General features: G+C 70.5%; 26 protein-coding genes. 16 read left to right on the forward strand and 10 right to left on the reverse strand.

Annotated features, from left to right (window positions below):
- Nucleotides 1-90: 90 nt before the first annotated feature.
- The 9 genes from atpB (at nt 91) to FCH28_RS26185 (ending at nt 7,893) form a co-directional block, all read left to right on the forward strand.
- A complete protein-coding gene (gene atpB, locus FCH28_RS26145; protein ID WP_136742856.1) occupies nt 91-888 on the forward strand; it encodes a F0F1 ATP synthase subunit A in 798 nt (265 codons plus the stop codon).
- Nucleotides 889-964: 76 nt separating this feature from the next.
- Nucleotides 965-1,216, forward strand: a complete 252-nt coding sequence (atpE, locus tag FCH28_RS26150) for an ATP synthase F0 subunit C (RefSeq protein WP_136742611.1) — start codon at nt 965-967, stop codon at nt 1,214-1,216.
- Between the two features lie 45 nt (nt 1,217-1,261).
- Nucleotides 1,262-1,828 (forward strand): F0F1 ATP synthase subunit B, encoded by a 567-nt coding sequence (locus FCH28_RS26155; RefSeq protein ID WP_136742857.1) that lies wholly within the window; start codon nt 1,262-1,264, stop codon nt 1,826-1,828.
- Nucleotides 1,825-2,640: a F0F1 ATP synthase subunit delta gene (locus FCH28_RS26160; RefSeq protein ID WP_136742612.1), complete on the forward strand. Its 816-nt coding sequence runs from the start codon at nt 1,825-1,827 to the stop codon at nt 2,638-2,640. Before FCH28_RS26155 ends, FCH28_RS26160 begins: the two co-directional genes overlap by 4 nt.
- Before the next feature lie 215 nt (nt 2,641-2,855).
- Complete coding sequence (gene atpA / locus FCH28_RS26165; RefSeq protein ID WP_136742613.1) at nt 2,856-4,448, forward strand: F0F1 ATP synthase subunit alpha; 1,593 nt, start codon at nt 2,856-2,858, stop codon at nt 4,446-4,448.
- Between the two features lie 20 nt (nt 4,449-4,468).
- Nucleotides 4,469-5,383 (forward strand): F0F1 ATP synthase subunit gamma, encoded by a 915-nt coding sequence (locus tag FCH28_RS26170; protein WP_136742614.1) that lies wholly within the window; start codon nt 4,469-4,471, stop codon nt 5,381-5,383.
- Nucleotides 5,384-5,388: 5 nt separating this feature from the next.
- Nucleotides 5,389-6,831, forward strand: a complete 1,443-nt coding sequence (gene atpD / locus FCH28_RS26175) for a F0F1 ATP synthase subunit beta (RefSeq protein ID WP_136742615.1) — start codon at nt 5,389-5,391, stop codon at nt 6,829-6,831.
- 110 nt (nt 6,832-6,941) lie between these two features.
- The gene (locus FCH28_RS26180) at nt 6,942-7,325 is read left to right on the forward strand and encodes a F0F1 ATP synthase subunit epsilon (protein ID WP_136742616.1); all 384 of its coding nucleotides are present in this window, start codon (nt 6,942-6,944) and stop codon (nt 7,323-7,325) included.
- Between the two features lie 118 nt (nt 7,326-7,443).
- A complete protein-coding gene (locus FCH28_RS26185) occupies nt 7,444-7,893 on the forward strand; it encodes a DUF2550 domain-containing protein (RefSeq protein ID WP_136742617.1) in 450 nt (149 codons plus the stop codon).
- A 144-nt stretch (nt 7,894-8,037) separates the two neighbouring features.
- Here FCH28_RS26185 and FCH28_RS26190 read toward each other — a convergent pair whose 3' ends face one another.
- Nucleotides 8,038-8,727 carry a response regulator gene (locus tag FCH28_RS26190; RefSeq protein WP_136742618.1) on the reverse strand — a complete coding sequence of 230 codons (690 nt, stop codon included), beginning with the start codon at nt 8,725-8,727 and terminating at the stop codon, nt 8,038-8,040.
- Nucleotides 8,728-8,740: 13 nt separating this feature from the next.
- Nucleotides 8,741-9,985 carry a sensor histidine kinase gene (locus tag FCH28_RS26195; RefSeq protein WP_246103219.1) on the reverse strand — a complete coding sequence of 415 codons (1,245 nt, stop codon included), beginning with the start codon at nt 9,983-9,985 and terminating at the stop codon, nt 8,741-8,743.
- Between the two features lie 165 nt (nt 9,986-10,150).
- Between FCH28_RS26195 and FCH28_RS26200 the strand changes: the two genes are divergently transcribed.
- Complete coding sequence (locus tag FCH28_RS26200; RefSeq protein WP_136742619.1) at nt 10,151-10,735, forward strand: hypothetical protein; 585 nt, start codon at nt 10,151-10,153, stop codon at nt 10,733-10,735.
- Nucleotides 10,736-10,766: 31 nt separating this feature from the next.
- Here FCH28_RS26200 and FCH28_RS26205 read toward each other — a convergent pair whose 3' ends face one another.
- From FCH28_RS26205 to FCH28_RS26215, 3 genes are read right to left on the reverse strand one after another with little or no spacing between them, the layout of a single operon-like run.
- The gene (locus FCH28_RS26205) at nt 10,767-11,339 is read right to left on the reverse strand and encodes a cob(I)yrinic acid a,c-diamide adenosyltransferase (RefSeq protein ID WP_136742620.1); all 573 of its coding nucleotides are present in this window, start codon (nt 11,337-11,339) and stop codon (nt 10,767-10,769) included.
- Nucleotides 11,340-11,349: 10 nt separating this feature from the next.
- Nucleotides 11,350-12,105 (reverse strand): ABC transporter permease, encoded by a 756-nt coding sequence (locus FCH28_RS26210; RefSeq protein ID WP_136742621.1) that lies wholly within the window; start codon nt 12,103-12,105, stop codon nt 11,350-11,352.
- Nucleotides 12,106-12,113: 8 nt separating this feature from the next.
- Nucleotides 12,114-12,896, reverse strand: coding sequence for an ABC transporter ATP-binding protein (locus tag FCH28_RS26215; RefSeq protein ID WP_136742622.1), 783 nt, complete (start codon nt 12,894-12,896; stop codon nt 12,114-12,116).
- A gap of 80 nt (nt 12,897-12,976) precedes the next feature.
- Here FCH28_RS26215 and FCH28_RS26220 point away from each other — a divergent pair, with 80 nt between their 5' ends.
- The 4 genes from FCH28_RS26220 (at nt 12,977) to FCH28_RS26235 (ending at nt 17,996) form a co-directional block, all read left to right on the forward strand.
- Entirely contained in the window at nt 12,977-13,618 is a 642-nt protein-coding gene (locus tag FCH28_RS26220) for a TetR/AcrR family transcriptional regulator (RefSeq protein WP_136742623.1), read from the forward strand.
- A gap of 157 nt (nt 13,619-13,775) precedes the next feature.
- Nucleotides 13,776-14,624 carry a 3-hydroxyacyl-CoA dehydrogenase family protein gene (locus FCH28_RS26225; RefSeq protein WP_136742624.1) on the forward strand — a complete coding sequence of 283 codons (849 nt, stop codon included), beginning with the start codon at nt 13,776-13,778 and terminating at the stop codon, nt 14,622-14,624.
- Between the two features lie 155 nt (nt 14,625-14,779).
- On the forward strand, nt 14,780-15,103 hold the full coding sequence (locus FCH28_RS26230) for an STAS domain-containing protein (protein WP_136742625.1): 324 nt from the start codon (nt 14,780-14,782) through the stop codon (nt 15,101-15,103).
- Nucleotides 15,104-15,386: 283 nt separating this feature from the next.
- A complete protein-coding gene (locus tag FCH28_RS26235) occupies nt 15,387-17,996 on the forward strand; it encodes an ATP-binding protein (RefSeq protein WP_136742626.1) in 2,610 nt (869 codons plus the stop codon).
- A gap of 151 nt (nt 17,997-18,147) precedes the next feature.
- Here FCH28_RS26235 and nucS read toward each other — a convergent pair whose 3' ends face one another.
- On the reverse strand, nt 18,148-18,810 hold the full coding sequence (gene nucS, locus FCH28_RS26240) for an endonuclease NucS (protein WP_187363928.1): 663 nt from the start codon (nt 18,808-18,810) through the stop codon (nt 18,148-18,150).
- A 248-nt stretch (nt 18,811-19,058) separates the two neighbouring features.
- Between nucS and FCH28_RS26245 the strand changes: the two genes are divergently transcribed.
- Nucleotides 19,059-19,451 (forward strand): SCO5389 family protein, encoded by a 393-nt coding sequence (locus tag FCH28_RS26245; protein ID WP_136742628.1) that lies wholly within the window; start codon nt 19,059-19,061, stop codon nt 19,449-19,451.
- Between the two features lie 96 nt (nt 19,452-19,547).
- On the opposite strand, the gene FCH28_RS26250 is transcribed toward FCH28_RS26245, so the two are convergent.
- A complete protein-coding gene (locus FCH28_RS26250; protein WP_136742629.1) occupies nt 19,548-20,597 on the reverse strand; it encodes an LLM class flavin-dependent oxidoreductase in 1,050 nt (349 codons plus the stop codon).
- Nucleotides 20,598-20,786: 189 nt separating this feature from the next.
- Between FCH28_RS26250 and FCH28_RS26255 the strand changes: the two genes are divergently transcribed.
- Nucleotides 20,787-21,104: an ATP/GTP-binding protein gene (locus tag FCH28_RS26255; RefSeq protein WP_136742630.1), complete on the forward strand. Its 318-nt coding sequence runs from the start codon at nt 20,787-20,789 to the stop codon at nt 21,102-21,104.
- A gap of 36 nt (nt 21,105-21,140) precedes the next feature.
- Here FCH28_RS26255 and FCH28_RS26260 read toward each other — a convergent pair whose 3' ends face one another.
- The 3 genes from FCH28_RS26260 to FCH28_RS26270 form a co-directional block, all read right to left on the reverse strand.
- A complete protein-coding gene (locus tag FCH28_RS26260) occupies nt 21,141-22,484 on the reverse strand; it encodes an ABC transporter permease (RefSeq protein ID WP_136742631.1) in 1,344 nt (447 codons plus the stop codon).
- A complete protein-coding gene (locus FCH28_RS26265; protein ID WP_136742632.1) occupies nt 22,481-23,698 on the reverse strand; it encodes an ABC transporter ATP-binding protein in 1,218 nt (405 codons plus the stop codon). Before FCH28_RS26265 ends, FCH28_RS26260 begins: the two co-directional genes overlap by 4 nt.
- Nucleotides 23,699-23,858: 160 nt before the next feature.
- Nucleotides 23,859-24,632, reverse strand: coding sequence for an ABC transporter permease (locus tag FCH28_RS26270; RefSeq protein ID WP_136742633.1), 774 nt, complete (start codon nt 24,630-24,632; stop codon nt 23,859-23,861).

Here is a 24,632-nt window from a genome sequence, read left to right on the forward strand (position 1 = left end):
TGCCGCACCGTGGCTCAACGCCGCGCCGACACAACGAGGTTGCCGTACCCATGCGCCACGCTGAAGGAGCCCGCGGTGAGTGCTGAAACGATGCTCGCCTTCGACACGGAGTGCCACCTCTTGATCCCGGGGTGTGGCTTCGAGGCCCCGGGTCTTCATTCGTTCGTATTCGACCCCCTGTTCACAGTCGGTGGGTTCGAGTTCAACAAGCCGATGCTGCTGGCTCTGCTCAGCACGGTCGTCGTCGTGTGGTTCTTCTGGGCCGCATTCGGCAAGGCGAAAGTTGTTCCCGGCAAGCTGCAGATGATCGGCGAAGCGGGCTACGACTTCGTGCGCCGCGGTCTCGTCTATGACGCCCTGGGCAAGAAGGAGGGCGAGAAATACGTCCCCTTCATGGTCGCGCTGTTCTTCTTCGTATGGATCATGAACCTCTGGTCCATCATCCCGGTCATGGCGTTTCCGGTGACGTCGGTCATCGCCTTCCCCGCGGGCCTCGCGGCGATCGTCTACATCCTGTGGATGTACCTGACGTTCAAGAAGCACGGCTTCGTCGGCGGCTGGAAGAACATCACCGGCTACGACAAGTCGCTCGGCTGGGTGCTGCCGCTGATCGTCGTCATCGAGTTCATCTCGAACGTGATCATCCGGCCCTTCACCCACGCGGTCCGGCTCTTCGCGAACATGTTCGCCGGCCACCTGCTGATCCTGATGTTCACCATCGCCAGCTGGTACCTGCTGAACGGGATCGGCATCGTCTACGCGGGCGCGTCCTTCGCCATGACGCTCGCGATGACCGCCTTCGAGCTCTTCATCCAAGCCGTCCAGGCGTACGTCTTCGTCCTCCTGGCCTGCAACTACGTCCAGGGCGCGCTCGCCGAGCACCACTGAGCACCCCGCCTCCCGCCCCAACAGCTGTCCGGTGGCCAACCCCCACCGGTCCGTGAAATGAGAAGGAAGTAACGGCATGTCCGCTGCTCTCGAGACTGTCAACCTCGCCTCCGAAACCGCCTTCACCGGCAGCGCCAGCGCCATCGGCTACGGCCTCGCCGCGATCGGCCCCGGCGTCGGCGTCGGCATCATCTTCGGTAACGGCACCCAGGCCCTGGCTCGTCAGCCCGAGGCCGCCGGCCTGATCCGCACCAACCAGATCATGGGTTTCGCCTTCTGTGAGGCGCTCGCCCTGATCGGCATCGTCATGGGCTTCGTCTTCAAGTAAACGAAGCTCATCGACCATCCCATTCAGACGGAAGGCACTGATGTGATCGCCCAGGTCACCACCATGGCGGCGGAGGTTCCCGAGAACCCCCTGGTCCCGCCGATCCCTGAGCTGGTCATCGGCCTGATCGCCTTCTTCATCGTCTTCGGCATCCTCGCCAAGAAGCTTCTCCCGAACATCAACAAGGTTCTGGACGAGCGCCACGAGGCGATCGAGGGCGGGATGAAGAAGGCCGAAGAGGCCATGGCCGAGGCGCAGCAGGTGCTCGACGAGTACCGGACGCAGCTCGCCGACGCTCGCCATGAGGCCGCGCGACTGCGCCAGGAGGCGCAGGAGCAGGGCGCGACCCTCATCGCCGAGATGCGCGCCGAGGGCCAGCGGCAGCGTGAGGAGATCATCGCTGCCGGTCACGCCCAGATCGAGGCTGACCGGAAGGCGGCCGCGCAGTCGCTGCGTCAGGACGTGGGCAAGCTCGCCACCGACCTGGCCGGCAAGCTCGTCGGCGAGTCCCTCGAGGACCACGCCCGGCAGAGCCGGACCATCGACCGCTTCCTCGACGAGCTCGAGGCCCAGGCGGCGTCGGACACGACGAAGGCTGAGGCCGGCCGATGAACGGAGCGAGCCGCGAGGCACTCGCCTCCGCACGCGAGCGTTTCGACGCGCTGACGGACGACACCTCCGTCGACGCGGCGAAGCTCGCCGAGGAGCTGGCTGCCGTCACCGCTCTGCTCGACCGCGAGGTGTCGCTGCGTCGGGTCCTGACCGACCCGGCGCAGGCCGGCGAGGCGCGAGCCGAACTGGCCGGGCGGCTGCTCGGCAACCAGATCGGCGGCCCGGCCCTCGACCTGGTCACCGGCATGGTCCGCGCCCGCTGGTCGCGTTCGCGCGAACTGGCGGACGCGCTCGAGGAGCTGTCCTACAGCGCCGACCTCGTCGCGGCACAGCGGGCCGGCCAGCTCGACGACGTCGAGGACGAGCTGTTCCGGTTCGGCCGGATCGTCGCCTCGTCCGGTGAGCTGCGCAGGGCGCTGACCGACCAGATCGCGACGGTCTCCGCCAAGGCGGAGCTGCTGCACTCGCTGCTGGGCGGCCGGGCCAACCCGGTCACCGAGCGACTGGTGATCCGTCTGGTCGGGCACCCGCGGGGCCGTAGCCTGGAAGCAGGGCTCGAAGCCCTCTCCAAGCTGGCGGCGAGCCGCCGGGGTCGGATGATCGCGGTGGTCACCTCCGCCGTACCGCTCAGCGAAGGGCAGCGGCAGCGTCTCGGCGCCTCGCTGACCGAGCTGTACGGACGGCAGATCCACCTGAACCTCGACGTGGACCCCGAGGTCCTCGGCGGGCTCCAGGTCCGGGTCGGCGACGAGGTCATCAACGGGACCATCGCGGAGCGCCTCGACGAGGCCTCCCGGCGGATGGCCGGCTGACCCAGCCACCAACTCAAGAGCTGCACAACCGGCGGACGAGCGCCGGACCAGCCGGCCGGACCGAGAGGTCCGGCTGTGGTCCGGAACACGCCCCGGCGACACAGCACAAGCATGACGGCGGCCCGAGTTGGGCCGTAAGCGGAAACCCCCTGAGGGACACCCCCTCAGACCCCCGCAAGTAACTTCGGGCCCAACAAGGAGAGCAGGGAACCCAGATGGCGGAGCTCACGATCCGGCCGGAGGAGATCCGGGACGCGCTGGAGAACTTCGTCCAGGCGTACAAGCCGGACGCGGCCTCGCGCGAAGAGGTCGGCACGGTCAGCGAGGCCGGTGACGGCATCGCGAAGGTCGAGGGTCTTCCCTCGGCGATGGCGAACGAGCTGCTGAAGTTCGAGGACGGCACGCTCGGTCTTGCGCTGAACCTGGAAGAGCGCGAGATCGGTGCGGTGGTCCTCGGCGAGTTCAGTGGCATCGAGGAGGGCCAGCCGGTGCAGCGCACCGGTGAGGTGCTCTCGGTCGCCGTGGGCGAGGGCTACCTCGGCCGCGTGGTCGACCCGCTGGGCAACCCGATCGACGGCCTCGGCGAGATCGAGTCCGAGGGCCGCCGCGCCCTGGAGCTGCAGGCTCCGGGCGTCATGGTCCGTAAGTCGGTGCACGAGCCGATGGAGACCGGCTACAAGGCCGTCGACGCGATGACCCCGATCGGCCGCGGCCAGCGCCAGCTGATCATCGGTGACCGCCAGACCGGCAAGACCGCTCTGGCCGTCGACACCATCATCAACCAGCGCGACAACTGGCGCTCGGGCGACCCGAAGAAGCAGGTCCGCTGCATCTACGTCGCCGTCGGCCAGAAGGGCTCCACCATCGCGTCCGTGCGCGGCGCGCTGGAGGAGGCCGGCGCCCTGGAGTACACCACCATCGTCGCCGCCCCGGCGTCCGACCCGGCGGGCTTCAAGTACCTGGCGCCCTACACCGGTTCGGCCATCGGCCAGCACTGGATGTACCAGGGCAAGCACGTCCTGATCGTCTTCGACGACCTGTCGAAGCAGGCCGACGCCTACCGCGCCGTGTCGCTGCTGCTGCGCCGTCCGCCGGGCCGTGAGGCCTACCCGGGTGACGTCTTCTACCTGCACTCGCGTCTGCTGGAGCGCTGCGCCAAGCTCTCCGACGACATGGGCGCCGGCTCGATGACCGGCCTCCCGATCGTCGAGACCAAGGCCAACGACGTGTCGGCGTTCATCCCGACCAACGTCATCTCCATCACCGACGGCCAGTGCTTCCTGGAATCCGACCTCTTCAACGCGGGCCAGCGCCCGGCGCTGAACGTCGGTATCTCGGTCTCCCGTGTCGGTGGCTCCGCCCAGCACAAGGCCATGCGGCAGGTCTCCGGCCGACTCCGTGTCGACCTCGCCCAGTACCGCGAGCTGGAGGCGTTCGCCGCCTTCGGTTCCGACCTGGACGCGGCCTCCAAGGCCTCGCTGGAGCGCGGTAAGCGCATGGTCGAGCTGCTGAAGCAGAGCCAGTACGCGCCCTTCCCGACCGAGGACGAGGTCGTCTCCATCTGGGCCGGCACCACCGGCAAGATGGACGACGTGCCGGTCAACGACATCCGCCGCTTCGAGCGGGAGCTCCTCGACCACCTGGGCCGGGAGAAGAAGGACCTGCTGACCAGCATTCGCGAGGGCGGCAAGATGTCCGACGACACCATCCAGGCGCTCACCGACGCCGTCGCCACCTTCAAGCAGCAGTTCGAGACCTCGGACGGCAAGCTGCTCGGCGAGGACGCCCCGGTCGGCTCCGCCAAGTGACGACGGAAGGGACCTGATCCATGGGAGCCAAGCTCCGGGTCTACAAGCGTCGCATCCGCTCCGTCACCGCGACCAAGAAGATCACCAAGGCGATGGAGATGATCGCCGCCTCGCGCATCGTCAAGGCGCAGCGCAAGGTGGCGGCATCGACGCCGTACGCGAGTGAACTGACCCGCGCGGTGACAGCGGTTGCCACCGGCTCGAACACCCAGCACGCCCTCACCACCGAGGTGGACAACCCGACCCGCGCCGCGGTGCTGCTCATCACGAGCGACCGCGGTCTGGCCGGCGGCTACTCCTCGAACGCCATCAAGGCCGGCGAGCAGCTCACCGAGCGGCTCAAGGCCGAGGGCAAGGAGGTCGACACGTACATCGTCGGCCGCAAGGGTGTCTCGTACTACACCTTCCGTGAGCGCAAGGTCGCGGATTCGTGGACCGGCTTCACCGACAGCCCGACGTACGCGGACGCCAAGGCGGTCGCCGGACCGCTGATCGACGCCGTACAGAAGGACACGGCCGAGGGCGGCGTGGACGAACTCCACATCGTCTTCACCGAGTTCGTGTCGATGATGACGCAGAACGCGATCGACGGCCGTCTGCTGCCGCTCAGCCTCGACAAGCCGGACGCGGAGGAGACCGCCAAGGGCGAGATCCTGCCGCTGTTCGACTTCGAGCCGTCGGCCGAGGACGTCCTCGACGCGCTGCTGCCGCGGTACGTCGAGTCGCGGATCTACAACGCGCTTCTGCAGGCCGCCGCCTCCAAGCACGCCGCCACGCGCCGTGCGATGAAGTCGGCGACCGACAACGCGGAAGAGCTCATCAAGTCGCTCTCGCGGCTTGCCAATGCGGCCCGCCAGGCCGAAATCACCCAGGAAATCAGCGAGATCGTCGGTGGCGCCAGCGCACTGGCCGACGCGACCGCGGGGAGTGACTGACCACTATGACCACCACTGTTGAAACGGCCACGGCTGCGGGCCGCGTCGCGCGGGTCATCGGCCCGGTCGTCGACGTGGAGTTCCCCGTCGACGCGATGCCGGAGATCTACAACGCGCTGACCGTTCAGGTCGCCGACCCGGCCGAGGAGGGCGCGCTCAAGACGCTGACCCTCGAGGTCGCGCAGCACCTCGGCGAGGGCCTGGTCCGCGCCATCTCGATGCAGCCCACCGACGGTCTGGTCCGCCAGGCCCCGGTGACCGACACCGGCGAGGGCATCACCGTCCCCGTCGGCGACATCACCAAGGGCAAGGTGTTCAACACCCTCGGTGCGATCCTGAACGAGCCGGAGGCGGAGTCCGAGGTCACCGAGCGGTGGCCCATCCACCGCAAGGCCCCGGCCTTCGACCAGCTCGAGTCCAAGACCGAGATGTTCGAGACCGGCCTGAAGGTCGTCGACCTGCTGACCCCGTACGTCAAGGGCGGCAAGATCGGTCTGTTCGGTGGTGCGGGCGTCGGCAAGACCGTCCTCATCCAGGAAATGATCATGCGTGTGGCCAAGCTGCACGAGGGTGTTTCCGTGTTCGCCGGTGTCGGTGAGCGCACCCGTGAGGGCAACGACCTCATCGCGGAGATGGAAGAGTCCGGCGTTCTGGACAAGACCGCGCTGGTGTTCGGCCAGATGGACGAGCCCCCGGGCACCCGTCTCCGGGTCGCGCTGGCCGGTCTGACCATGGCGGAGTACTTCCGCGATGTGCAGAAGCAGGACGTGCTGTTCTTCATCGACAACATCTTCCGCTTCACCCAGGCCGGTTCCGAGGTCTCCACCCTGCTGGGCCGCATGCCCTCCGCGGTGGGTTACCAGCCGAACCTGGCGGACGAGATGGGCCTCCTGCAGGAGCGCATCACCTCGACCCGTGGTCACTCGATCACCTCGATGCAGGCGATCTACGTCCCCGCGGACGACCTGACCGACCCGGCGCCGGCGACGACCTTCGCGCACCTCGACGCGACGACGGTCCTCTCCCGTCCGATCTCGGAGAAGGGCATCTACCCGGCGGTCGACCCGCTGGACTCGACGTCCCGCATCCTGGACCCGCGCTACATCTCGCAGGACCACTACGACGCGGCCTCCCGCGTCCGGGCGATCCTGCAGAAGTACAAGGACCTGCAGGACATCATCGCCATTCTCGGTATCGACGAGCTGGGCGAAGAGGACAAGCTGGTCGTCCACCGTGCCCGTCGTATCGAGCGCTTCCTGTCGCAGAACACCCACGCGGCGAAGCAGTTCACCGGCATCGACGGTTCGGACGTGCCGCTGGACGAGTCGATCGCGGCCTTCAACGCGATCGCCGACGGCGACTTCGACCACTTCCCCGAGCAGGCGTTCTTCATGTGCGGTGGCCTCGAGGACCTCAAGAACAACGCCAAGGAGCTGGGCGTCTCCTGAGCCCGTGCTCGCGGTCCCGGGGGTGGCCCTGGCCACCCCCGGCCCGTACGACCACTAGTATTTGACCCAACATCTGCCGAGCCAGGCAGGTGGAGACCCGAGGAGCCATCGTGGCTGAGCTGCACGTCGAGTTGGTCGCCGCGGACCGTCAGGTCTGGTCCGGCGAGGCCAGCCTGGTCGTCGCGCGCACCTCGTCGGGCGACATCGGCGTCATGCCCGGACATCAGCCGCTGCTCGGCGTGCTGCAGTCGGGCCCGGTGACGATTCGTACGACCGGCGAGAGCGGTGACGGCACCGTCGTCGCCGCGGTGCACGGCGGCTTCATCTCGTTCGCCGACAACAAGCTGTCTCTGCTCGCGGAGATCGCCGAGCTGTCGGACGAGATCGATGTCCAGCGCGCGGAGCGGGCCCTGGAGCGAGCGAAGTCGGAGGCCGACGCGGCCGCCGAGCGCCGTGCCGATGTCCGGCTGCGTGCGGTGACGGGCGTTCACTGAACCCGTCACCGACGAGATCGATCCTCAGCCGCGGGCTGCCCGGGAACTGTCCGGAGCGGCCCGCGGCTGAGGCAATGCAGGTGCGTTTCCCGTATTCGATGCGAGGAGGTCGGTCGAGATGGTCCTCGCTCTGCTTGTGAGCGGCGCGGTCGTGGTACTGGTGCTGCTGGGGCTGTTCGTCTTCGGTCTGAGAAGACGGCTCATCCAGCGGTCCGGCGGCACCTTCGACTGCAGCCTGCGCTGGAACGTGCCGGAGAACGAGACCGAGCCCAGCGGCAAGGGCTGGATCTACGGCGTGGCGCGCTACAACGGTGACCGGATCGAGTGGTTCCGGGTGTTCTCGTACGCGCCCCGGCCCCGCCGGATGCTGGAACGCTCCGCCATCGAGGTGCTGGAGCGCCGTACCCCCCAGGGCGAGGAGGAGCTGGCGCTGCTCTCCGACTCCATCGTGCTCGCCTGCGGCCACCGCGGCACCCGCCTGGAGCTGGCGATGAGCGAGGACGCCCTCACCGGCTTCCTGGCCTGGCTGGAGGCGGCACCGCCCGGACAACGAGTCAATGTCGCCTAATTAGGGGTGTCTCGTTGGGCGGAGCCCTGAACCACACGGGAATACCGCCCCGCGCCCCCACGTTGTGGCCTGCAAGGGGGCCTCGCGTCCCCTAGGGGATCTGTTCGACCACCCCCTAAGGGTCACCTCCCGAGGGCCCGCCGTCTACGGCCCCTCGACCCCCAACTCCTGTGCCAGTACCGCCGCTTGGAGCCGGCTGCGCAGCGCCAGCTTGGCCAGCAGCCGGCTGACATGCGTTTTCACGGTGGCCTCCGCCATCACCAGCCGCACCGCGATATCGGCGTTGGACAGCCCCCGCCCCAGACAGCCCAGCACCTCCCGCTCGCGCGGCGTCAGTGCGTCCAGTACCGCCGGATCGGGGCCGTCGCCGTCCCGCGCCGGCCGGGGCGCGGTGCTCGGCCGGGCGAACTCGGCGATCAGCCGGCGGGTCACCGCCGGGGCGATCAGCCCCTCGCCGGACGCCACCGTGCGCACCGCCGTCAGCAGCGCGGCCGCGTCGCTGTCCTTGAGCAGAAAGCCCGCCGCGCCCGCCCGGAGCGCCCCGAAGACATATTCGTCCAGGTCGAAGGTGGTCAGCACCAGGACGTCCGCCAGCCCCTCGGAGACGATCTGCCGGGTGGCGGAGACCCCGTCGAGCCGCGGCATCTGGACGTCCATGAGGACGAGATCGGGGCGCAGCTCACGGGCGAGGCGGACCGCTTCCTCGCCGTCCACCGCCTCCCCGACGACGGTGACGTCGGGCGCGGAGCGCAGGATGAGCACCAGCCCGGCCCGTACGGCGGACTGGTCCTCGGCCACCAGCACCCGGATCGGCCGCGTGCCGGCATCGGTCATCGTCGTCCCCCTGTCATCGTCGTTCCTCCTCCTCGGGCGCCGGCAGCGCGGCCCGCACCCGCCAGATCCGTCCGCCCGTGCCGCTCTCCGGGCCGGCCTCGAACGCCCCGCCCAGCAGGGCGATCCGTTCCCGCATCCCGACCAGCCCGGCGCCGGAGCCGGGCGCGCGGGGACCGGGCCGGTCGGCGTACGGGCTGCTGACGGTGACGGTGAGCGCCCCGCCGCGCTCATGGGCGATCCGCACCCTGACCTCGCCGGGCGCGGCGTGCTTGAGCGCGTTGGTCAGCGACTCCTGGACGATGCGGTACGCGGCCAGCTCGACCGGCGCCACGAGCTTGGCCGCGGCCCCCTCGCCGTCGCCGTGCCGCGCGTCGTCGAGTGTGAACGTCAGTCCGCTGGTCGCGCCGTTCGTACGGGCCTGGGCGATCAGCGCGTCGAGCCCGCCGAGAGTGGGGGTCGCGGCCGGTTCGTCGCCGCTGGTGCCCGCGGAGTCCCGCAACAGCCCGATGAGACGGCGCATTTCGGCCAGCCCCTGCACGCTGTTCTCCCGGATCACGCCGAGCGCCTCGCGGGTCGCCGCCGGGTCGTCGATGGCCTGCGCGGCGGTCGAGTGGATCGCGATGGCGGACAGATGGTTGGCGACCAGGTCGTGCAGCTCGCGGGCCATCCGGGCCCGCTCGCCGGCCACCGCCTGGGTCCGGTCCATCTCGGCCAGCAGCGCGGTCTGCTCGGCCCGCAGCCGGGCGGCCTGGGCGGCGTCGCGGTGCTGGCGGATGATGGCGCCCGTCCAGGCGGGTGCGATGGTCAGTACGCCGGTGCCGACGCCGAACAGCAGCGCCTGCGGATTGCGCAGCAGCGCCACGGGGACGAGCGTGGCGAGCACGGTGATCACCTCGGAGGCGATCGGGATCCGGCGGGCCATCGCCGGGGAGCCGTACAGCACGGCCGCGTACACCACGTCCGTGAACATCACGATCGTGGCGATCAGCCCGCCGGTGCACAGATCCAGGGCGAGCGCCCCGCCGGCGAGCACCAGCGCGGTCCGCGGGGCCGTGCGGCGCAGCAGCTCCGTACCGCTCATCACGACCAGCGCGACCAGCGCGAACCGGTCCGGGATGCCCGGCACAGGGACGCCGTTGCGCAGCCCCAGCGCCCACAGCAGCAGCCCGCCGAGCAGTCCGCAGACCGCGATGCGCACATCGTCGCGGTGCGGACGGGCGGTCAGGGCGGCGAAGGAGCCCTTCGTGGTCACCGTCACCCCGCCATCCAACACGGCGATGCCGCCCGCCACCTCCACGCCCCGGGGGAGCCCGGACCGCCCGCGCCTACATCGAAAGATGCAGGCAGGGATCGTCGCGGGCGACGACGCGGGCGGCTGTTTCCCGGCGGAGGCTGGAGGCAGTTCCCGCGAGGAGGAGAATTCGTGATCGTCACGCTGATCATCATCTGCGAGGTCGGCTTCTGGGTACTGCTGGCCGGCGGGCTGAGCCTGCGCTATCTGGCTCGGATGCCGCGTACCGGCGCCGCCGTACTGCTGCTGGAGCCGCTGCTGGAACTCGTCCTCCTGATCGCCACCGCCGTCGACCTCAAGAACGGCGCACAGGCCGACATCAAGCACGGCCTGGCCGCCATCTACATCGGCTTCTCCGTCGCGCTCGGCCACCGCACGGTCAAGTGGGTGGACGCCCGCTTCGCCCACCGCTTCGCGGGCGGCCCGCCCCCGGTGAAGCCGCCGCGCTACGGGACGGCGCGCACGGTGTACGAGTGGCGGACGGCCGGCCGCTGGATCCTCGCCGCGCTGATCGCGATCGGTCTGCTCCAGGCCGCGGCCTGGTACGTGGGCGACCCCGCGCAGACCACCTCGCTGCGCGGCTGGCAGAGCAGGATGCTGTGGCTGATCGGGATCAACCTGGTGATCGCGACCAGCTACACGATCTGGCCGAAGCGAGCACCGGCCATGGAGCGGACGGACGAGCGGGGGCACTCGCTCACGGGCGGCGGTCGCTAGCGCGCCTCGCCCGGGATCGCGTCCGTCCGCCTCAGCGCTCCCCGCCCGGCACCCACAGCACGTCCCCGACCTCCTTGTTCGCCGTCCGGGCCAGAATGAACAGCAGGTCGGAGAGGCGGTTGAGGTAGGTGGCGGTGAGCGGGTTCATGGTCTCGCCGTGTTCCTCGAAGGCCGCCCAGGTCGAGCGCTCCGCGCGGCGTACGACGGTGCATGCCTGGTGCAGCAGCGCGGCGCCCGCGGTGCCGCCCGGGAGGATGAAGCTGCGCAGCTTCTCCAGGTCCGCGAGGAAGCGGTCGCAGTCGGCCTCCAGCTTGTCGATGTAAGCCTGTTCGACGCGCAGCGGCGGGAACTCGGGGTTCTCCACCACCGGCGTCGACAGGTCGGCTCCGACGTCGAAGAGGTCGTTCTGTACGCGCAGCAGTACCGCCGCGACGTCCTGGGGCAGCGAGCCCAGTGCCAGCGCGACGCCGATCGCCGCGTTGGCCTCGTTGGCGTCCGCGTACGCCGAGATCCGCGAATCGGTCTTGGCGGTGCGGCTCATGTCGCCGAGGGCGGTGGTGCCCTTGTCGCCGGTGCGGGTGTAGATGCGCGTCAGATTCACCATGGTGGCGAGCCTACGCCGCGGCCCTGCGGAAGGTGCGGGTGCAGACGGCCAGCGATACGGCGGCGAGCACGAGCGCGACCAGGACGCCGTAGAGCATGGCCGAGGAGGCGTAGGAACCGACGTACGCCGCCCGTACCGCGTCCACGAGATAACGGAACGGCATGAAGTGCGACAGCACATCGAGCCACGTGGGGCCCAGTGTCATCGGCAGCATCAGCCCGGAGAGCAGCATCGAGGGCATGGTGACCGCGTTGATGACCGGTGCGAACTCCTGCGGGGTGGTGACCTTCAGCGCCAGCGCGTAGGACAGCGACGCGAGCGAGACGGTCAGCAGGGCGACGAACGCGAAGCCGATGAGGATGCCGGCCAGTGGCGCGCGCAGGCCCATGGCCAGCGCGGCCAGCACCAGCAGCGCGGACTGGAAGACGAAGAGCAGCGCGTCGCGCAGTACGCGTCCCAGCAGCAGCGCGAGCCGGCTCACCGGTGTCACCCGCATCCGCTCCACGACTCCGTGCTGCTTCTCGATGATGATGCCGAAACCGCAGAACGCGGCCCCGAACAGGCCGAGTTGGAGCAGCAGACCGGGCACCAGCAGCTGCCAGGAGCTGCCGGCCGAGGAAAGTGGCAGATCGGTCAGCAGCGGACCGAAGAAGAGCAGGTACAGCAGCGGCATGAGGACGCCGAAGAGTATCTGGAGCTTGGAGCGCAGGGTCTGGCGGGCGTAGCGCCCGAAGACCAGCGCGGTGTCGGAGAGAAAGGTGGGCATGGGGGCTCCTAGACGGCTACGGGGGTCTGGTCCTGGGGTGCGGAAGGGCGGCCGGTGATGGCGAGGAAGGCGTCCTGGAGGGACGCGTCGGGGGAGCCGGCGTGGGTGCGCTTGAGGGAGTCGGGGGTGCCCTCGGCGACGACCACGCCCCTGTCGACGATCACCAGCCGGTCGGCGAGCGCGTCGGCCTCGTCGAGGTAGTGGGTGGTCAGGAAGACGGTGGTGCCGTGGTCGGCGCGGATCCGGCGGATCAGCTCCCACAGGTCGGCGCGGCTTCCGGGGTCGAGACCGGTGGTCGGCTCGTCGAGGAACAGCACCTCGGGGCGGTGGGTGAGCCCCATCGCGATGTCCAGCCGGCGCCGCTGGCCGCCGGAGAGCGCGGCGGTCCTGCGGTCCAGCAGCTCGGTCAGGCCGAGGTCGGCGGCCAACTCCTCGGTACGGGCGAGGGCTTGGGCCTTGCCGAGGCGGTAGAGGCGGGCCTGGGTGACCAGTTCCTCGCGTACCGAGACGCTCGGGTCGACGCCGCCGGACTGGGCGACGTAGCCGGTGGCGCGGCGCACCCCCGCCGGGTCGCGGACGAGGTCGCGGCCGGCGACGGTCGCGGTGCCGCCGGTGGGTGCGAGCAGGGTGGTGAGCATCCGCAGGGTGGTGGTCTTGCCGGCGCCGTTGGGGCCGAGGAAGCCGAGGATCTCACCGCGCTCGGCGGTGAGGTCGATACCGCGTACGGCGTCGACGGGGCCGTTTTTGGTGGTGAAGGTCCGGGCGAGTCCGGACGTGCTGAGTACGGGCATGCCCACAGAAAAACAGAGGGACTTAAAAATTGCAATGTGCCCAAAATTTCATTGAGCCCAGCGAAGGGTAGAGTGAGGCCATGGCAGAGGGACTCAGGGAACGGAAGAAGCGGCAGACCCGCCAGTACATCTCGGACATGGCCACCGGCCTCTTCCTGGAGCGCGGCTTCGACGCGGTGACCATCGCGGAGATCGCCGAGGCCTCGGACGTCTCCGTCAACACCGTGTACAACTACTTCCCGGCCAAGGAGGACCTCTTCCTGGACCGCGGCAAGGCCCTGGTCGACCGGCTGTCGCGGTTCGTACGGGCCCGGCGCGCGGGGGAGTCGGCCGCCGTCGCCGTACTGCGCGAGCTGCGCGAGGAGGTGGAGAGCGTCTCGCCCCAGATCGGACTCGCCGAGGGCTTCGATCGCTTCATGAAGGTCGTCAACGGGTCGGCCGCCCTCCAGGCACGCCTGTCGTCCCTGCAGCGGGAGCAGTACGACGAGCTGGTGGCCACCCTCCGGCGGGAGACGGGCGCGGCGGACGACGATCCGATGCCCGGTCTGATGGCCGGCCAGATCGACTGGGTGCATCAGACCTTGATGGCCGCCATCGTCCGGGAGATGACCGCCGGCCGTGAGCCCGCCGTCGTCTCCCGCGAGATGCTCGTACTGCTGGACGAAATGGAGGATCTTCTGAGCGAAAAGGTCCTCAACTACGCCGTACGTGCGGCCGAGTGACGTCCGTCTCGCCGGTTTCCGGTCGATGTCCGCCCATCGGCGGTGTGAAGTCCGTCATCTGAGACGTGACGCGCATCTCTTACCCACCAAAGGATCGCTCACGAGCGCTAACGTCACCTTGAGAGCCGTTAAGTGCACAGGGTGTTAGGGGACAGCAGTGGCAAGGAAGCTCGCCGTCATCGGCGCCGGACTCATGGGTTCCGGTATCGCGCAGGTCTCCGCTCAGGCAGGCTGGGACGTCGTCCTCCGCGATGTGACGGATGAGGCGCTGGCCCGCGGCAAGGGCGGCATCGAGGCGTCGTACGAGAAGTTCGTCGGCAAGGGCAAGCTGGACGCGTCCGCCGCCGAGCAGGCGCTGGCCCGCATCACCACCACGACCGACCTCGACGCCGTCGCCGACGCCGATATCGTCGTCGAGGCGGTCTTCGAGAAGATCGAGGTCAAGCGGGAGATCTTCCAGGCGCTGGACAAGATCGCCAAGGATGACGCGGTGCTGGCCTCCAACACCTCCGCCATCCCGATCACGAAGATCGCCGCGGCCACCTCCCGCCCCGAGCGGGTCGTCGGCGCGCACTTCTTCTCGCCGGTGCCGATGATGCAACTGTGCGAGCTCGTGCGGGGTTACAAGACCAGTGACGAAACCCTCGCCGCCGCCCGGGAGTTCGCCGAGTCCGTCGGCAAGACCTGCATCGTCGTCAACCGCGACGTCGCCGGTTTCGTCACCACCCGGCTGATCTCGGCGCTGGTCGTCGAGGCCGCCAAGCTGTACGAATCGGGCGTGGCGAGCGCCGAGGACATCGACATCGCCTGCAAGCTGGGCTTCGGCCATGCGATGGGACCGCTGGCCACCGCCGATCTGACGGGCGTCGACATCCTGCTGCACGCCACCAGCAACATCTACACCGAGTCCCAGGACGAGAAGTTCGCGCCGCCGGAGCTCATGCGGCGCATGGTCGACGCAGGTGACATCGGCCGCAAGAGTGGGCAGGGCTTCTACGCGCACTGATACCGCGTCAAGTCCCCCGGACGAGTGAATCCGGGGGGTCACCCCACCGGGTGAATTCGGTATCGGTTCGCTTACAGGCGGCAACTTGTCCGCATGAGAGGCAGTCAGTTCTGTAGACCTCAAGGCACGAATACCCACCACTTCGGGGAGCGCATATGCACATCAGGGGCGACCACGTCGAGCTGGTCGTCGGGGGCCGCCTCGACGTCCGCAGCGCGGCGGACGCCCGTACGGCCCTGCACACCGCCGTCGACTCCGGTCGCGGTGACCTCGTGCTGGACCTGACCGAACTGGATTCGTGGGACGCCACCGGCCTCGGAGTGATCATGGGGGCGCACCGGCGCGCGGGCCGGGTCAACCGCCGGCTGGTGCTGCGCGGGGTGCCGCCCCAGATGCAGCGGCTCCTGGTCGCCACCCGGCTGCACCGCATCCTCGCCATCGAGGGCGGTATCGAAGCGGAATCGCTTCCTCGGGTCTGAGGCGCCGGTCGCGACGGCGGCCGGGAGCGGTCCCGGTCGGCCGAGGCCGGACGGCCGAAACGCCGCAAAAGCGAAGGAGCTCCGCCACACCCGGAGGTTCCGGTCAGTACCGGCCCCCGGCGATGCGTCGATCCGCTCTCCCGGTCTATGGTTCGGTTCCCCGGCGTATGCCATCGGCCACGGCGGGACCGGACCAGACGCGACGGCTGAGGACGAACCGGCCGGAGCCGGGGGAGTGCGGACGGCCGGAGGAGCAGTCGGCACGTCACTGGGAGCAGTCAGCATGGACCCGAACACCCACCGGGGACCTGAGGAGCACGGCGCGCAGGGCCGACCCGCCCTGCCGCCGGCACCCGCGTTCGGCGGCCCGCAAGGCGGTTCCGGCGGGCCGGGCGGTTCCGGCGGGCAGGCCCGTGTGGTCCGGCTCGTCGCCGGCAACTACCTGGTCACCGTCAACCCCGTCGACGGCAGCGAGGTGGAGCCCTGTCCGCCCGGGGAGCGCCCCGCCGAACCCGGGAAGCGCAGCCCGCAGGAGCGCACCGAGGCCGCCCATGCCGCGGCGCCCCCGCTGCCCCCGGCCCAGCCCGGTTTCGCCGGGCACGAGATCCCCCTGGAGGAGCGCTCCGAGGAGATCGAACGCCTGGTACGGCTGCTGTCCCGCGGCCGCTCCGTACGCCTGACCGGCCCCTCAGGATCGGGCCGCACCCGGCTGCTGGACGCCGTCGCCACCGCCTGCGCCGATGTCGCCCCCGACGGCGTCGTCCGGCTCTCCGGCTACCACCGCACCTCCACCGACCTGCTCCACGCGCTCTTCACCGCCGTCTACGACGCCCCCCAGCACCGCCCCGACCGCCCCGAGCTGCGCCGGCTGCTCGCCGGCATCGGCGCGATCGTCGTCCTCGACGACCTGGAATTCGGCGGTGCCGCACTCGACGAGCTGCTCGCCGCGACCCCCGAGTGCGCCTTCCTGATCGCCGCCACCCCGGACGTCGCGGCCCCCAGCCCCGACTCGCACCTCGAAGAGGTCTTCGTCGGCGGCCTCGGCCGCGACGCCTGCACACGGCTGCTGGAGCGCGCCGTGGACCGGCCGCTCACCGACGACGAGGAAGCCTGGGCCGCCGACCTGTGGTTCGAGTCCGAGGGGCTGCCGCTGCGCTTCGTGCAGGCCGCGGCCCTGCTGCGGCAGCGCGACGAAGTGCGGGCCGGACCCGGCGCGCTCGACGACGGATACGGCCTGTTCCCCGACGAGTCCACGGCCACCGGAGCCACGGCCCCGGACCCCGCCGACCCCGCTGAGCTGCCCGTCCCGCTGCCGTCCCTCGGCGCGGCCACCTCGCCCGCACCGCTGCTCGCCGAGCGGCTCGGCGCCGCCGCCCAGGAGACGCTGCGCTTCGCGGTCGCCCTCGGCGGCGAGCTGCCGCACCAGGCGCATCTGCCCGCGCTCACCCAGGACACCCACGCCGACGCCGCCCTCGGCGATCTGCTGGGCTGCGGCCTGATCAGCCCGGCCGGCACCCACTACCGGCTCGCCGCGACCGTCCAGGAACAGCTGACGGCCGCGGGCTACGCAGCGGGCGCCGCCGCGCGGGCCCACACCGCCGCCCAGCACTACGCCTGGTGGGCCGGGCACCCCTCGGTCACCCCGGAGCGGGCCGCCGCCGAGTCCGACGCGGTGCTGGCCGCGATGGGCGTGCTGACCGGCAGCCGCGAGACCGGCCATGCCAGCGCCGCGGTGCTGCTCGCCCACACGGCCGCCCCCGCGTTCGCCGCGGCCCTGCACTGGAGCGCCTGGGAGCGCAGCCTGCGGCACGGCCAGGAGGCCGCGCGGCTGGCCGGCGAGGTCGCCGAAGAGGCGTACTTCCACCACGAACTGGGCGTGCTGGCGCTGTGCACCGGCAGTCTCGACCGGGCGCGCGCCGAGCTGGAGGCGTCCATAGGACTGCGCGGGGTGCTCTCCGACCGCAATGGCGCGGTCGCCGGACGACGGGCACTCGCCCTGGTCACGGACCGTACGAGGGCCGCCTCCGGCACCACTCCGAAGACCGGCTTCCCCAAGGTCACGGCCGGCGCGCCCGCACCGGACGCGAACCCCACGCCCGCCGAGGGCGTGCCGACCACGGTGCTGCGGGCCCCGCGCGCCGACGATTCCGCACCGACGGTCGCCAACCGGGCCACCCCCGTCGCCGCCGTCGCCCCCGTCACCGCGGTCACCGCACCGACCACGGCTCTCGCGGCGGCCGCCGCCGGCTCCGATGGCGACGGCACGGACACCCGGGCCGGCCGGCAGGCGCCCCGTGGCGCCCGGCGCAACCTGGTCGCCGCGGGTGCCGGCGCGCTGCTGGTGGCCGTGCTCGGCACCGTCGTGACGATCGGCATGACGTCCGGCGGCGACGGCGCCGAGGGCGACAAGGTCACCACCGAGCAGACCACGGACGACAGCGGCGACCAGCAGCCCGGCGACGACTTCGGGTCGAGCCTGCCGCCGTCCGGCTCCCACTCCTCCAAGGCCGGCACCCCGAGCCGCAAGAACAGCCCGTCCCCGTCGTCCGACGGGCCCACCACCAGCGGCTCGCCGACCGGCCCCAGCGCCGGGCCGACGGGTCCGCCCCCCGGGCCCACCGGGCCGACCAGCCGGCCCACCAGCCCCACCGCCGAGCCCACGCCGACCCACAAGCCGACGAACAAGCCGACCCCGACTCCCACCGACGAGCCGACCGGCGATCCCACGGACCCCACGCCGACCGACGATCCCACGGGCAGCCCGACCACCCAGTCCCCGCAGACGACGACCAGCGCGTCCGGCCCGCCGGCCTCCGAGGCGGCGCCCGCCGACGGCACGTCCTCGTCCGCCGAGGGCAGCCCGCCCGCCGACGAGGACACCCCCACCGCCTGACGCCCCCGGGGCGGCCACGACGGACAGCACAACGGCCCGGTACGGATCCGGCCGCCATCACGGCGGTCCGGCCGCGTACCGGGCCGTTTGCGTGGGTGTGTTCACCGCGGGCCCGCGGGGTGCACCGCGGGTGCCCCGTCGGGCCGAAGAATCAGAACAGCCGCAGCTTGTCGTCCTCGATGCCGCGCAGCGCGTCGTAATCCAGCACCACACAGCTCATACCGCGGTCGGTCGCCAGCACTCGTGCCTGCGGCTTGATCTCCTGAGCTGCGAAAACGCCCTTCACCGGGGCCAAGTGCGGGTCCCGGTTGAGGAGTTCGAGATAGCGGGTGAGCTGTTCCACACCATCGATCTCGCCACGCCGTTTGATCTCGACGGCGACGGTCTGGCCATCGGCGTCCCGGCACAAGATATCCACCGGTCCGATAGCGGTGGGGTATTCACGCCGAATCAGCGAATAACCCTCGCCGAGGGTTTCGATCCGGTCCGCGAGCAACTCCTGGAGGTGCGCCTCCACACCGTCCTTGATGAGGCCGGGGTCGACGCCGAGTTCGTGCGAGGAGTCGTGCAGGACCTCCTCCAGGGTGATGATGAGCTTCTCGCCGCCCTTGTTCTCCACCGTCCACACACTGCCGTCCCCCTCCTTGAGGGAACAGGGCGGGGACATCCAGTTGAGCGGTTTGTAGGCCCTGTCGTCCGCGTGAATGGAGACGGAGCCGTCCGCTTTCACCAGGATGAGGCGGGGGGCCGACGGGAGGTGGGCAGTGAGCCGGCCCGCGTAGTCGACGGAGCAGCGGGCGATGACGAGACGCATGGTGCGCCACGCTACTCGACCGGAGGGCACCGACGCGATTCGCCTGTGGATCACTGTGCTTTTACGGCGGAAACCCCCGCACCCCAGGCGTTCGGTAATGGCCGGTTGTATGTGCAATCTCCTGGTGCGGGCCTCTTGCGCGGCATACCGTTGAAGCAGGGGGTCGTGAGGCGAACACGCTCTGTCGCGAATTCCCCTTGTCCCATCCCTGAGGTCCCGTCCCGGCGGGGCCGCGAGAGGAGAACCTCATGTCGCTCGACGTCTCACCGGCCCTCCTCGAACAGGCCGAGCGAGGCGAGGTCGACGAAGCCGCATTTGTCGACTGCGTCCGGAACTCCCTGCCCTACGCATGGGGGATGATCAGCTCTCTGGTGGCTCAGCTGAAGGTGGACGGCGGCGAGTTCGCCGACAATCAGACGCCTCCGCCGGACGAGCAGGCGCGCGGCCAGCTGCTGCGCGCGCTGGCGAGTGACGCCATACGCGGTTCGTTGGAGCGCCACTTCGGGGTGCGACTCGCCTTCCAGAACTGCCACCGTGTCGCGGTCTTCCCGCTCGACCCGGTGGTGGACGACCGCCTGGCCCGATTCACCTCCATTCGGGGTCAGCTGCTGAACCAGTCGCCCGAACTGCGCGACTGCTGATCGGAGTTGCTGCCGCTGCGCCCCTTGGCGTGGGCACGTACGAGGCCCATGCGCCAGCGGCAGCACACCGCACCGCCGGCCGATGTCCCCCTGGAGTCACCCCAGCTGCGGCAGGACCTCGGCCCCGAGCCGGCGGACGTTCTCCTCGGTGGCGGCGAGATCGCCGGAGCCCTCGACCAGCAGCGCGAACCTGCTGATACCGGTCCGCTCCGCGGTCGCCGCCAACCGGTCCGCGCACAGCCGGGGCTCGCCCACCGGGTGCAGCCCGCACAACAGCTCCGTATAAGCCACCGGATCACGCATCGCGCGATAGCGGCCGTCGACCGTCACATGCGCGCCCAGCCCCTGCTGCAGCCAGCCGGGCATCGCCTTCGTCAGCGTCTCCTTGGCGTCCCTGCGGGCGTCGGCGATCTGCACCACACCCGCCGAGACATGCTCGACCGCGGCCACCTCGTCGGCGTCCCGGCCGGCCTCCCGCGCGGCCGTCCGCCACAGCGCGACCATCTCCGCCTTCTCGTCGTCGCCGCAGTGCATGCCCAGCAGCATCGGCAGCCCGCGCTCGGCGGCCCGCCGGACCGACGCGGGCGAGGTGCAGGCCAGCACCACCGGCGGCCCCGGATTAGCGGCACCGGCGGAGTCCGGGAAGTCCAGCGCCTGATCCGGCCGCGGTACCACCGCCACCTCACGGAACGCGTAGCGCTCGCCCGCCGCGCCGACCCGGGGCTCGCGCAGCCAGCGCAACAACAGGTCGAGGGACTCGGGGAAGCCGTGGTCGTACGCCGCGAGACCGGTGCCGAAGACCTCCAGATCCACCCACGGGCCGCCCCGGCCGACGCCGAGCGTGAAGCGGCCTCCGGAGGTGAGATGCAGCAGCGCCGCCTGCTCACCGAGCGCCACCGGATGCTGGGTGGGCAGTACGCTGACGGCCGTACCGACGCCGATCCGGCGGGTCCGGCCCAGCAGCAGCGCTGCCAGGGTCACCGCATTCGGGCAGACGCCGTAGGGGACGAAGTGGTGCTCCGCCAGCCAGACGGCATCGAGACCGGACTGTTCCGCGACCTCCGCGGAGCGCACCGCGCGGTGCAGTGCTTCCCCTTGTCCCTGACCCGGGAATTGAGCGGCCAGGATGAAAGCCCCAACGCGCATCGCTCTCTGCCTCCTCGCAGCCGACGCGACTCCCCCCTTACAGGCAACAACGTCTGACACGTGCCAAGGGCACGGCCTGCGGGCCAAATTTCCCGATGATCGCAGAAACGCAACGGGCAGTACGTTCCGGCCACCCAGCCGCGTACGCTGGTGACAGCCCGTGACCCCAGAGATTTCCCGAGGTGCACAGTGTCTCCGCGTCGAAACCGCCAGCGGGGCGGTGCGAAGCCCACCGACCGCACCGGCGGGGACCGTTACGGCCTGGAAAAGACGGAGGAGTGGCGCGGCGAGGACTGGGTCGTCCGGCAGATCGGCGGCGGCGGGGCCGCCAAGCACTACCGCTGCCCCGGCTGCGACCAGGAGATCCCGCCCGGCGTGCCGCATGTGGTGGCCTGGCCGCAGGACGGCGATGTCGACGACCGCAGACACTGGCACAAAGCGTGCTGGAACGCACGGGACCGCCGGAGCGCGCGGCTCCAGCGGTCCCGAAACGCCCCCAGATACTGAGCGGTCGACGCGTCCCGCGTCGTTGTGCGTCGCGTCCTACACGTCGCGCTGGGACTGTGCGGCGAAGGCGCCGCCCAACACCACGGCGGTCACGCCGGTGAGGATCCACAGCGGGGTCCAGCCCTGCGGGCCCGATTCCGTACCGAGGAACGGGTTGTCGTAGAGCGTCGCCAGCGAGTTGGGAATCGAGTACGTGATGAGGGCCTCGCTGAGGTCCCTGAGGCTCTCCGAGCCGATCATGAACACCGCGAGCAGCATGGGCAGCAGCACCACCCCGAGCATGGCGCTGATGGCGCCCGCGGAGTGCCGCAGCAACGAGCCCACGGCCAGGGCCAGCAGGCCGAGCATCGAGACGTACAGGCCGACGCCCACGGTGGCCCGCAGCCACTGGTCACTGGTGGCGTCCGGGCCGTACACCATGCCGTTGAAGATCAGCGCGACGAGGGTCGTGCTGACGGTCGTGATGACGAAGGCCAGGGCGAAGAAGACGATCGCCTTGGCCGTGAGCACCCGTGCCCGGCTGGGGCACGCGGTCATCGTGGTGCGGATCATCCCCGTGCCGTACTCGGAGGAGATCACCAGGACACCCAGCGGGATGATGCCCAGGGTGCCCAGCAGGACGCCGAGGAACGAGAACCCGAGCTTCGGGTGCACCTGGCGGTCCGGGCTGCTCAGGGCGAGCGCGGTCATCAGACCGATGCCGACGATCAAGACGACCATGACGCTCAGCGTCCAGATCGTCGAGCGCACCGAGCGGATCTTCGTCCACTCGGAGGCCAGCGCATGACCGAGGTGGGTACTGCGTACCGGGATCGGCGAGACATAACCGGCGCCGCCGGCCTGCCAGTTGGGGGCCGCCTGCTGCGGGGGCTGACCCTGCGGGGGCTGGCCCTGCTGGGGGACCTGGCCCTGCGGCGCACCGGCCCCGGCGTACGCGGGCTGGGGCTGCTGCTGGGGCGACTGGGCCGGGGGCTGGGCGGCCTGGAGCATCATCGTGCCGCCGCCCGCGCCCTGGGCCTGACCGCCCGGCCCATGAGCCGCGAGGGGCTGCGGGGCCTGCGGCTGCGGAGCCTGCTGGTGCTGCGGAGCCTGCTGCGACTGCGCCTCGGGCAGCGGCTGCGCCTGGAGCATCATCGTGCCGGCCTCCTTGGCGGGGCCGTTCTGCTCCGGCGCCTGCTGGGCCTGGAGCATCATCGTGCCCGCCTCCTTGGCGAGCGTGGGGCCCGCCGGAGGCTGGTCCTGCTGCTGCGGCTGCTGGGGCGCGGCCGGCGGTGCGGCCGGCGGCATGGGCGGGGCGGGCGGCATCGGCTGAGCCTGCGCGGCGCCGGGGGCGTTCGGCTCAGGCTGCGGCTGGTGCTGCGGCTGCTGAGGGGTGGTCATCGGGCGTCCTCGATCGGTGCGGGCTGTGGGGCGGGTGCGGTCTGCGCGGGGGCCTGCGGCTGCTGCCCGTACGGGTGGGGCGCGCCGTACGGCTGCCCCTGGGCGGGCGGCGGATACCCCTGCCCGGGAGCGGCGGCGGGCGGCGCCTGCTGGGCGTACGGGTCCTGCGGGGCGTACGGGTTCGGCTGGCCCTGGCCCGGCATACCGGGCGGATACCCCTGACCGGCATAGCCCTGCGGCGCGCCGCCCGGCATCCCGTATCCGGCCGGTGCCTCCTGCAGGCCGGCCCGCTGGTCGATCGTCGACCGGTAGTCCACGGCGCCCTGCGTCAGCTGCATATACGCCTCTTCCAGCGACGCCTGGTGCGGCGACAGCTCCCACAGCCGGACATCGGCCTCATGCGCGAGATCGCTGATCCGGGGGAGCGGCAGCCCGGTCACCCGCAGCGCGCCGTCCTTCTCGGCCACGACCTGCCCGCCCGCCTCGCCGAGCGTCGAGGTCAGCTTCTCGCGCTGCTCGGGCTCACCGTCGGGGGTGCGCACCCGGGCGAAATCGGCGGAGTTGGCCGAGATGAAGTCCTTGACCGACATGTCGGCCAGCAGCTGGCCGCGGCCGATCACGATCAAGTGCTCGGCGGTGAGCGCCATTTCGCTCATCAGGTGCGAGGAGACGAAGACCGTACGGCCCTCGGCCGCCAGCTGCTTCATCAGGTTGCGCACCCACAGGATGCCCTCCGGGTCGAGGCCGTTGACCGGCTCGTCGAAGAGCAGCACCTGCGGGTCGCCGAGCAGCGCCGCGGCGATGCCGAGCCGCTGGCCCATGCCGAGCGAGAAGCCCTTGGAGCGCCGCTTGGCGACGTCCTGGAGGCCGACCACGCCGAGCACCTCGTCGACCCGGCGGGCCGGGATGCCGGACAGCTGGGCGAGGCAGAGCAGGTGCTGGCGCGCGCTGCGGCCGCCGTGCACGGCCTTGGCGTCGAGCAGCGCGCCCACCTGGCGGGGAGCGTTGGGAAGCTGGCGGAAGGGGCGGCCGCCGATGGTGGCGCGCCCCGAGGTCGGGGCGTCCAGGCCCAGGATCATGCGCATCGTCGTCGACTTGCCGGAGCCGTTGGGCCCCAGGAAGCCGGTGACCGTGCCCGGCCGTACTTGGAACGACAGGTTGTGCACGGCCGTCTTGGCGCCATAGCGCTTCGTCAGGCCGACTGCCTCGATCATTCTCCGCCCCTCGCGAGATTGGTCGGGGCAGAGGCGCCCTCGTGCCCCCGTGAGAGTTAGGAGGCTATCCGCACGTTGACGGTTCCCGTCAATCCGGATCGATGCGCGACGCCCGCTCGTCTTCCGGAGGGAATCCCTTCGACGCGGCCCGGCGCGGCGGCTACGCGTCGCGCTTCTTCAGTACGAGGAACCCCCCGGCCAGCGCCACCGCCGTCCACCCCATCATGATCGCGAGCCCGCCCCACGGCCCGTACGGCACCGGATCGTTGACCGGCGCGATCACCTGCATGATCTTCTGGCCCGCCTGGTCCGGCAGATAGCGGCCCAGTTTCCGGGTCGCGGAGACATTGCCGAGGATGCTGGAGATCAGGAAGAAGAAGGGCATCAGGACGCCCAGCGACAGCATCGCGCTGCGCAGCATCGACGCCACCGCCATCGAGAACAGCGCGATCAGCGTCATATAGAGGCCGCCGCCGATGACCGCGCGCAGCACCCCCGGATCGCTGAGGTACGCCCGGTGTTCGCCGAGCACCGCCTGCCCCGCGAAGAACGCCGCGAAGCTGGTCACCAGGCCGACGACGAGGACCAGCGCGGTGGCGACCAGGAGCTTGCAGAAGAGGAAGGTGGCGCGCTGCGGTACGGCGGCGAGCGAGGTGCGGATCATGCCGCTGCTGTACTCGTTGGCGACGACCAGCACGCCGAAGACGATCATCGCGAGCTGGCCCAGGGTCATCCCGGTGAAGCTGACGTTGGTCGGGTCGAAGGTGATCTGTTGGTTGATGGACTTCGATCCGAAGTCGACCCTGACCAGCGTGCAGATCAGCATGCCCAGCGCGATGGTGACCAGCACGGCGGTGCCCAGCGTCCACATCGTCGACCGCACCGACTTGATCTTGGTCCACTCCGACCGCAGAACCCGCGGTACCTCCGCCAT

Origin of the sequence: Streptomyces piniterrae (assembly GCF_005048155.1) — a bacterium.
Taxonomy (GTDB): Bacteria; Actinomycetota; Actinomycetes; order Streptomycetales; family Streptomycetaceae; genus Streptomyces; species Streptomyces piniterrae.

Coding starts and splice junctions, on each gene's coding strand:
- atpB (WP_136742856.1), top strand. CDS start 91: ATGCTCGCCTTCGACACGGAGTGCCACCTCTTGATCCCGGGGTGTGGC.
- atpE (WP_136742611.1), top strand. CDS start 965: ATGTCCGCTGCTCTCGAGACTGTCAACCTCGCCTCCGAAACCGCCTTC.
- FCH28_RS26160 (WP_136742612.1), top strand. CDS start 1,825: ATGAACGGAGCGAGCCGCGAGGCACTCGCCTCCGCACGCGAGCGTTTC.
- atpA (WP_136742613.1), top strand. CDS start 2,856: ATGGCGGAGCTCACGATCCGGCCGGAGGAGATCCGGGACGCGCTGGAG.
- FCH28_RS26170 (WP_136742614.1), top strand. CDS start 4,469: ATGGGAGCCAAGCTCCGGGTCTACAAGCGTCGCATCCGCTCCGTCACC.
- atpD (WP_136742615.1), top strand. CDS start 5,389: ATGACCACCACTGTTGAAACGGCCACGGCTGCGGGCCGCGTCGCGCGG.
- FCH28_RS26185 (WP_136742617.1), top strand. CDS start 7,444: ATGGTCCTCGCTCTGCTTGTGAGCGGCGCGGTCGTGGTACTGGTGCTG.
- FCH28_RS26190 (WP_136742618.1), bottom strand. CDS start 8,727: ATGACCGATGCCGGCACGCGGCCGATCCGGGTGCTGGTGGCCGAGGAC.
- FCH28_RS26205 (WP_136742620.1), bottom strand. CDS start 11,339: ATGGTGAATCTGACGCGCATCTACACCCGCACCGGCGACAAGGGCACC.
- FCH28_RS26210 (WP_136742621.1), bottom strand. CDS start 12,105: ATGCCCACCTTTCTCTCCGACACCGCGCTGGTCTTCGGGCGCTACGCC.
- FCH28_RS26215 (WP_136742622.1), bottom strand. CDS start 12,896: ATGCCCGTACTCAGCACGTCCGGACTCGCCCGGACCTTCACCACCAAA.
- FCH28_RS26220 (WP_136742623.1), top strand. CDS start 12,977: ATGGCAGAGGGACTCAGGGAACGGAAGAAGCGGCAGACCCGCCAGTAC.
- FCH28_RS26230 (WP_136742625.1), top strand. CDS start 14,780: ATGCACATCAGGGGCGACCACGTCGAGCTGGTCGTCGGGGGCCGCCTC.
- FCH28_RS26235 (WP_136742626.1), top strand. CDS start 15,387: ATGGACCCGAACACCCACCGGGGACCTGAGGAGCACGGCGCGCAGGGC.
- nucS (WP_187363928.1), bottom strand. CDS start 18,810: ATGCGTCTCGTCATCGCCCGCTGCTCCGTCGACTACGCGGGCCGGCTC.
- FCH28_RS26245 (WP_136742628.1), top strand. CDS start 19,059: ATGTCGCTCGACGTCTCACCGGCCCTCCTCGAACAGGCCGAGCGAGGC.
- FCH28_RS26250 (WP_136742629.1), bottom strand. CDS start 20,597: ATGCGCGTTGGGGCTTTCATCCTGGCCGCTCAATTCCCGGGTCAGGGA.
- FCH28_RS26260 (WP_136742631.1), bottom strand. CDS start 22,484: ATGACCACCCCTCAGCAGCCGCAGCACCAGCCGCAGCCTGAGCCGAAC.
- FCH28_RS26265 (WP_136742632.1), bottom strand. CDS start 23,698: ATGATCGAGGCAGTCGGCCTGACGAAGCGCTATGGCGCCAAGACGGCC.
- FCH28_RS26270 (WP_136742633.1), bottom strand. CDS start 24,632: ATGGCGGAGGTACCGCGGGTTCTGCGGTCGGAGTGGACCAAGATCAAG.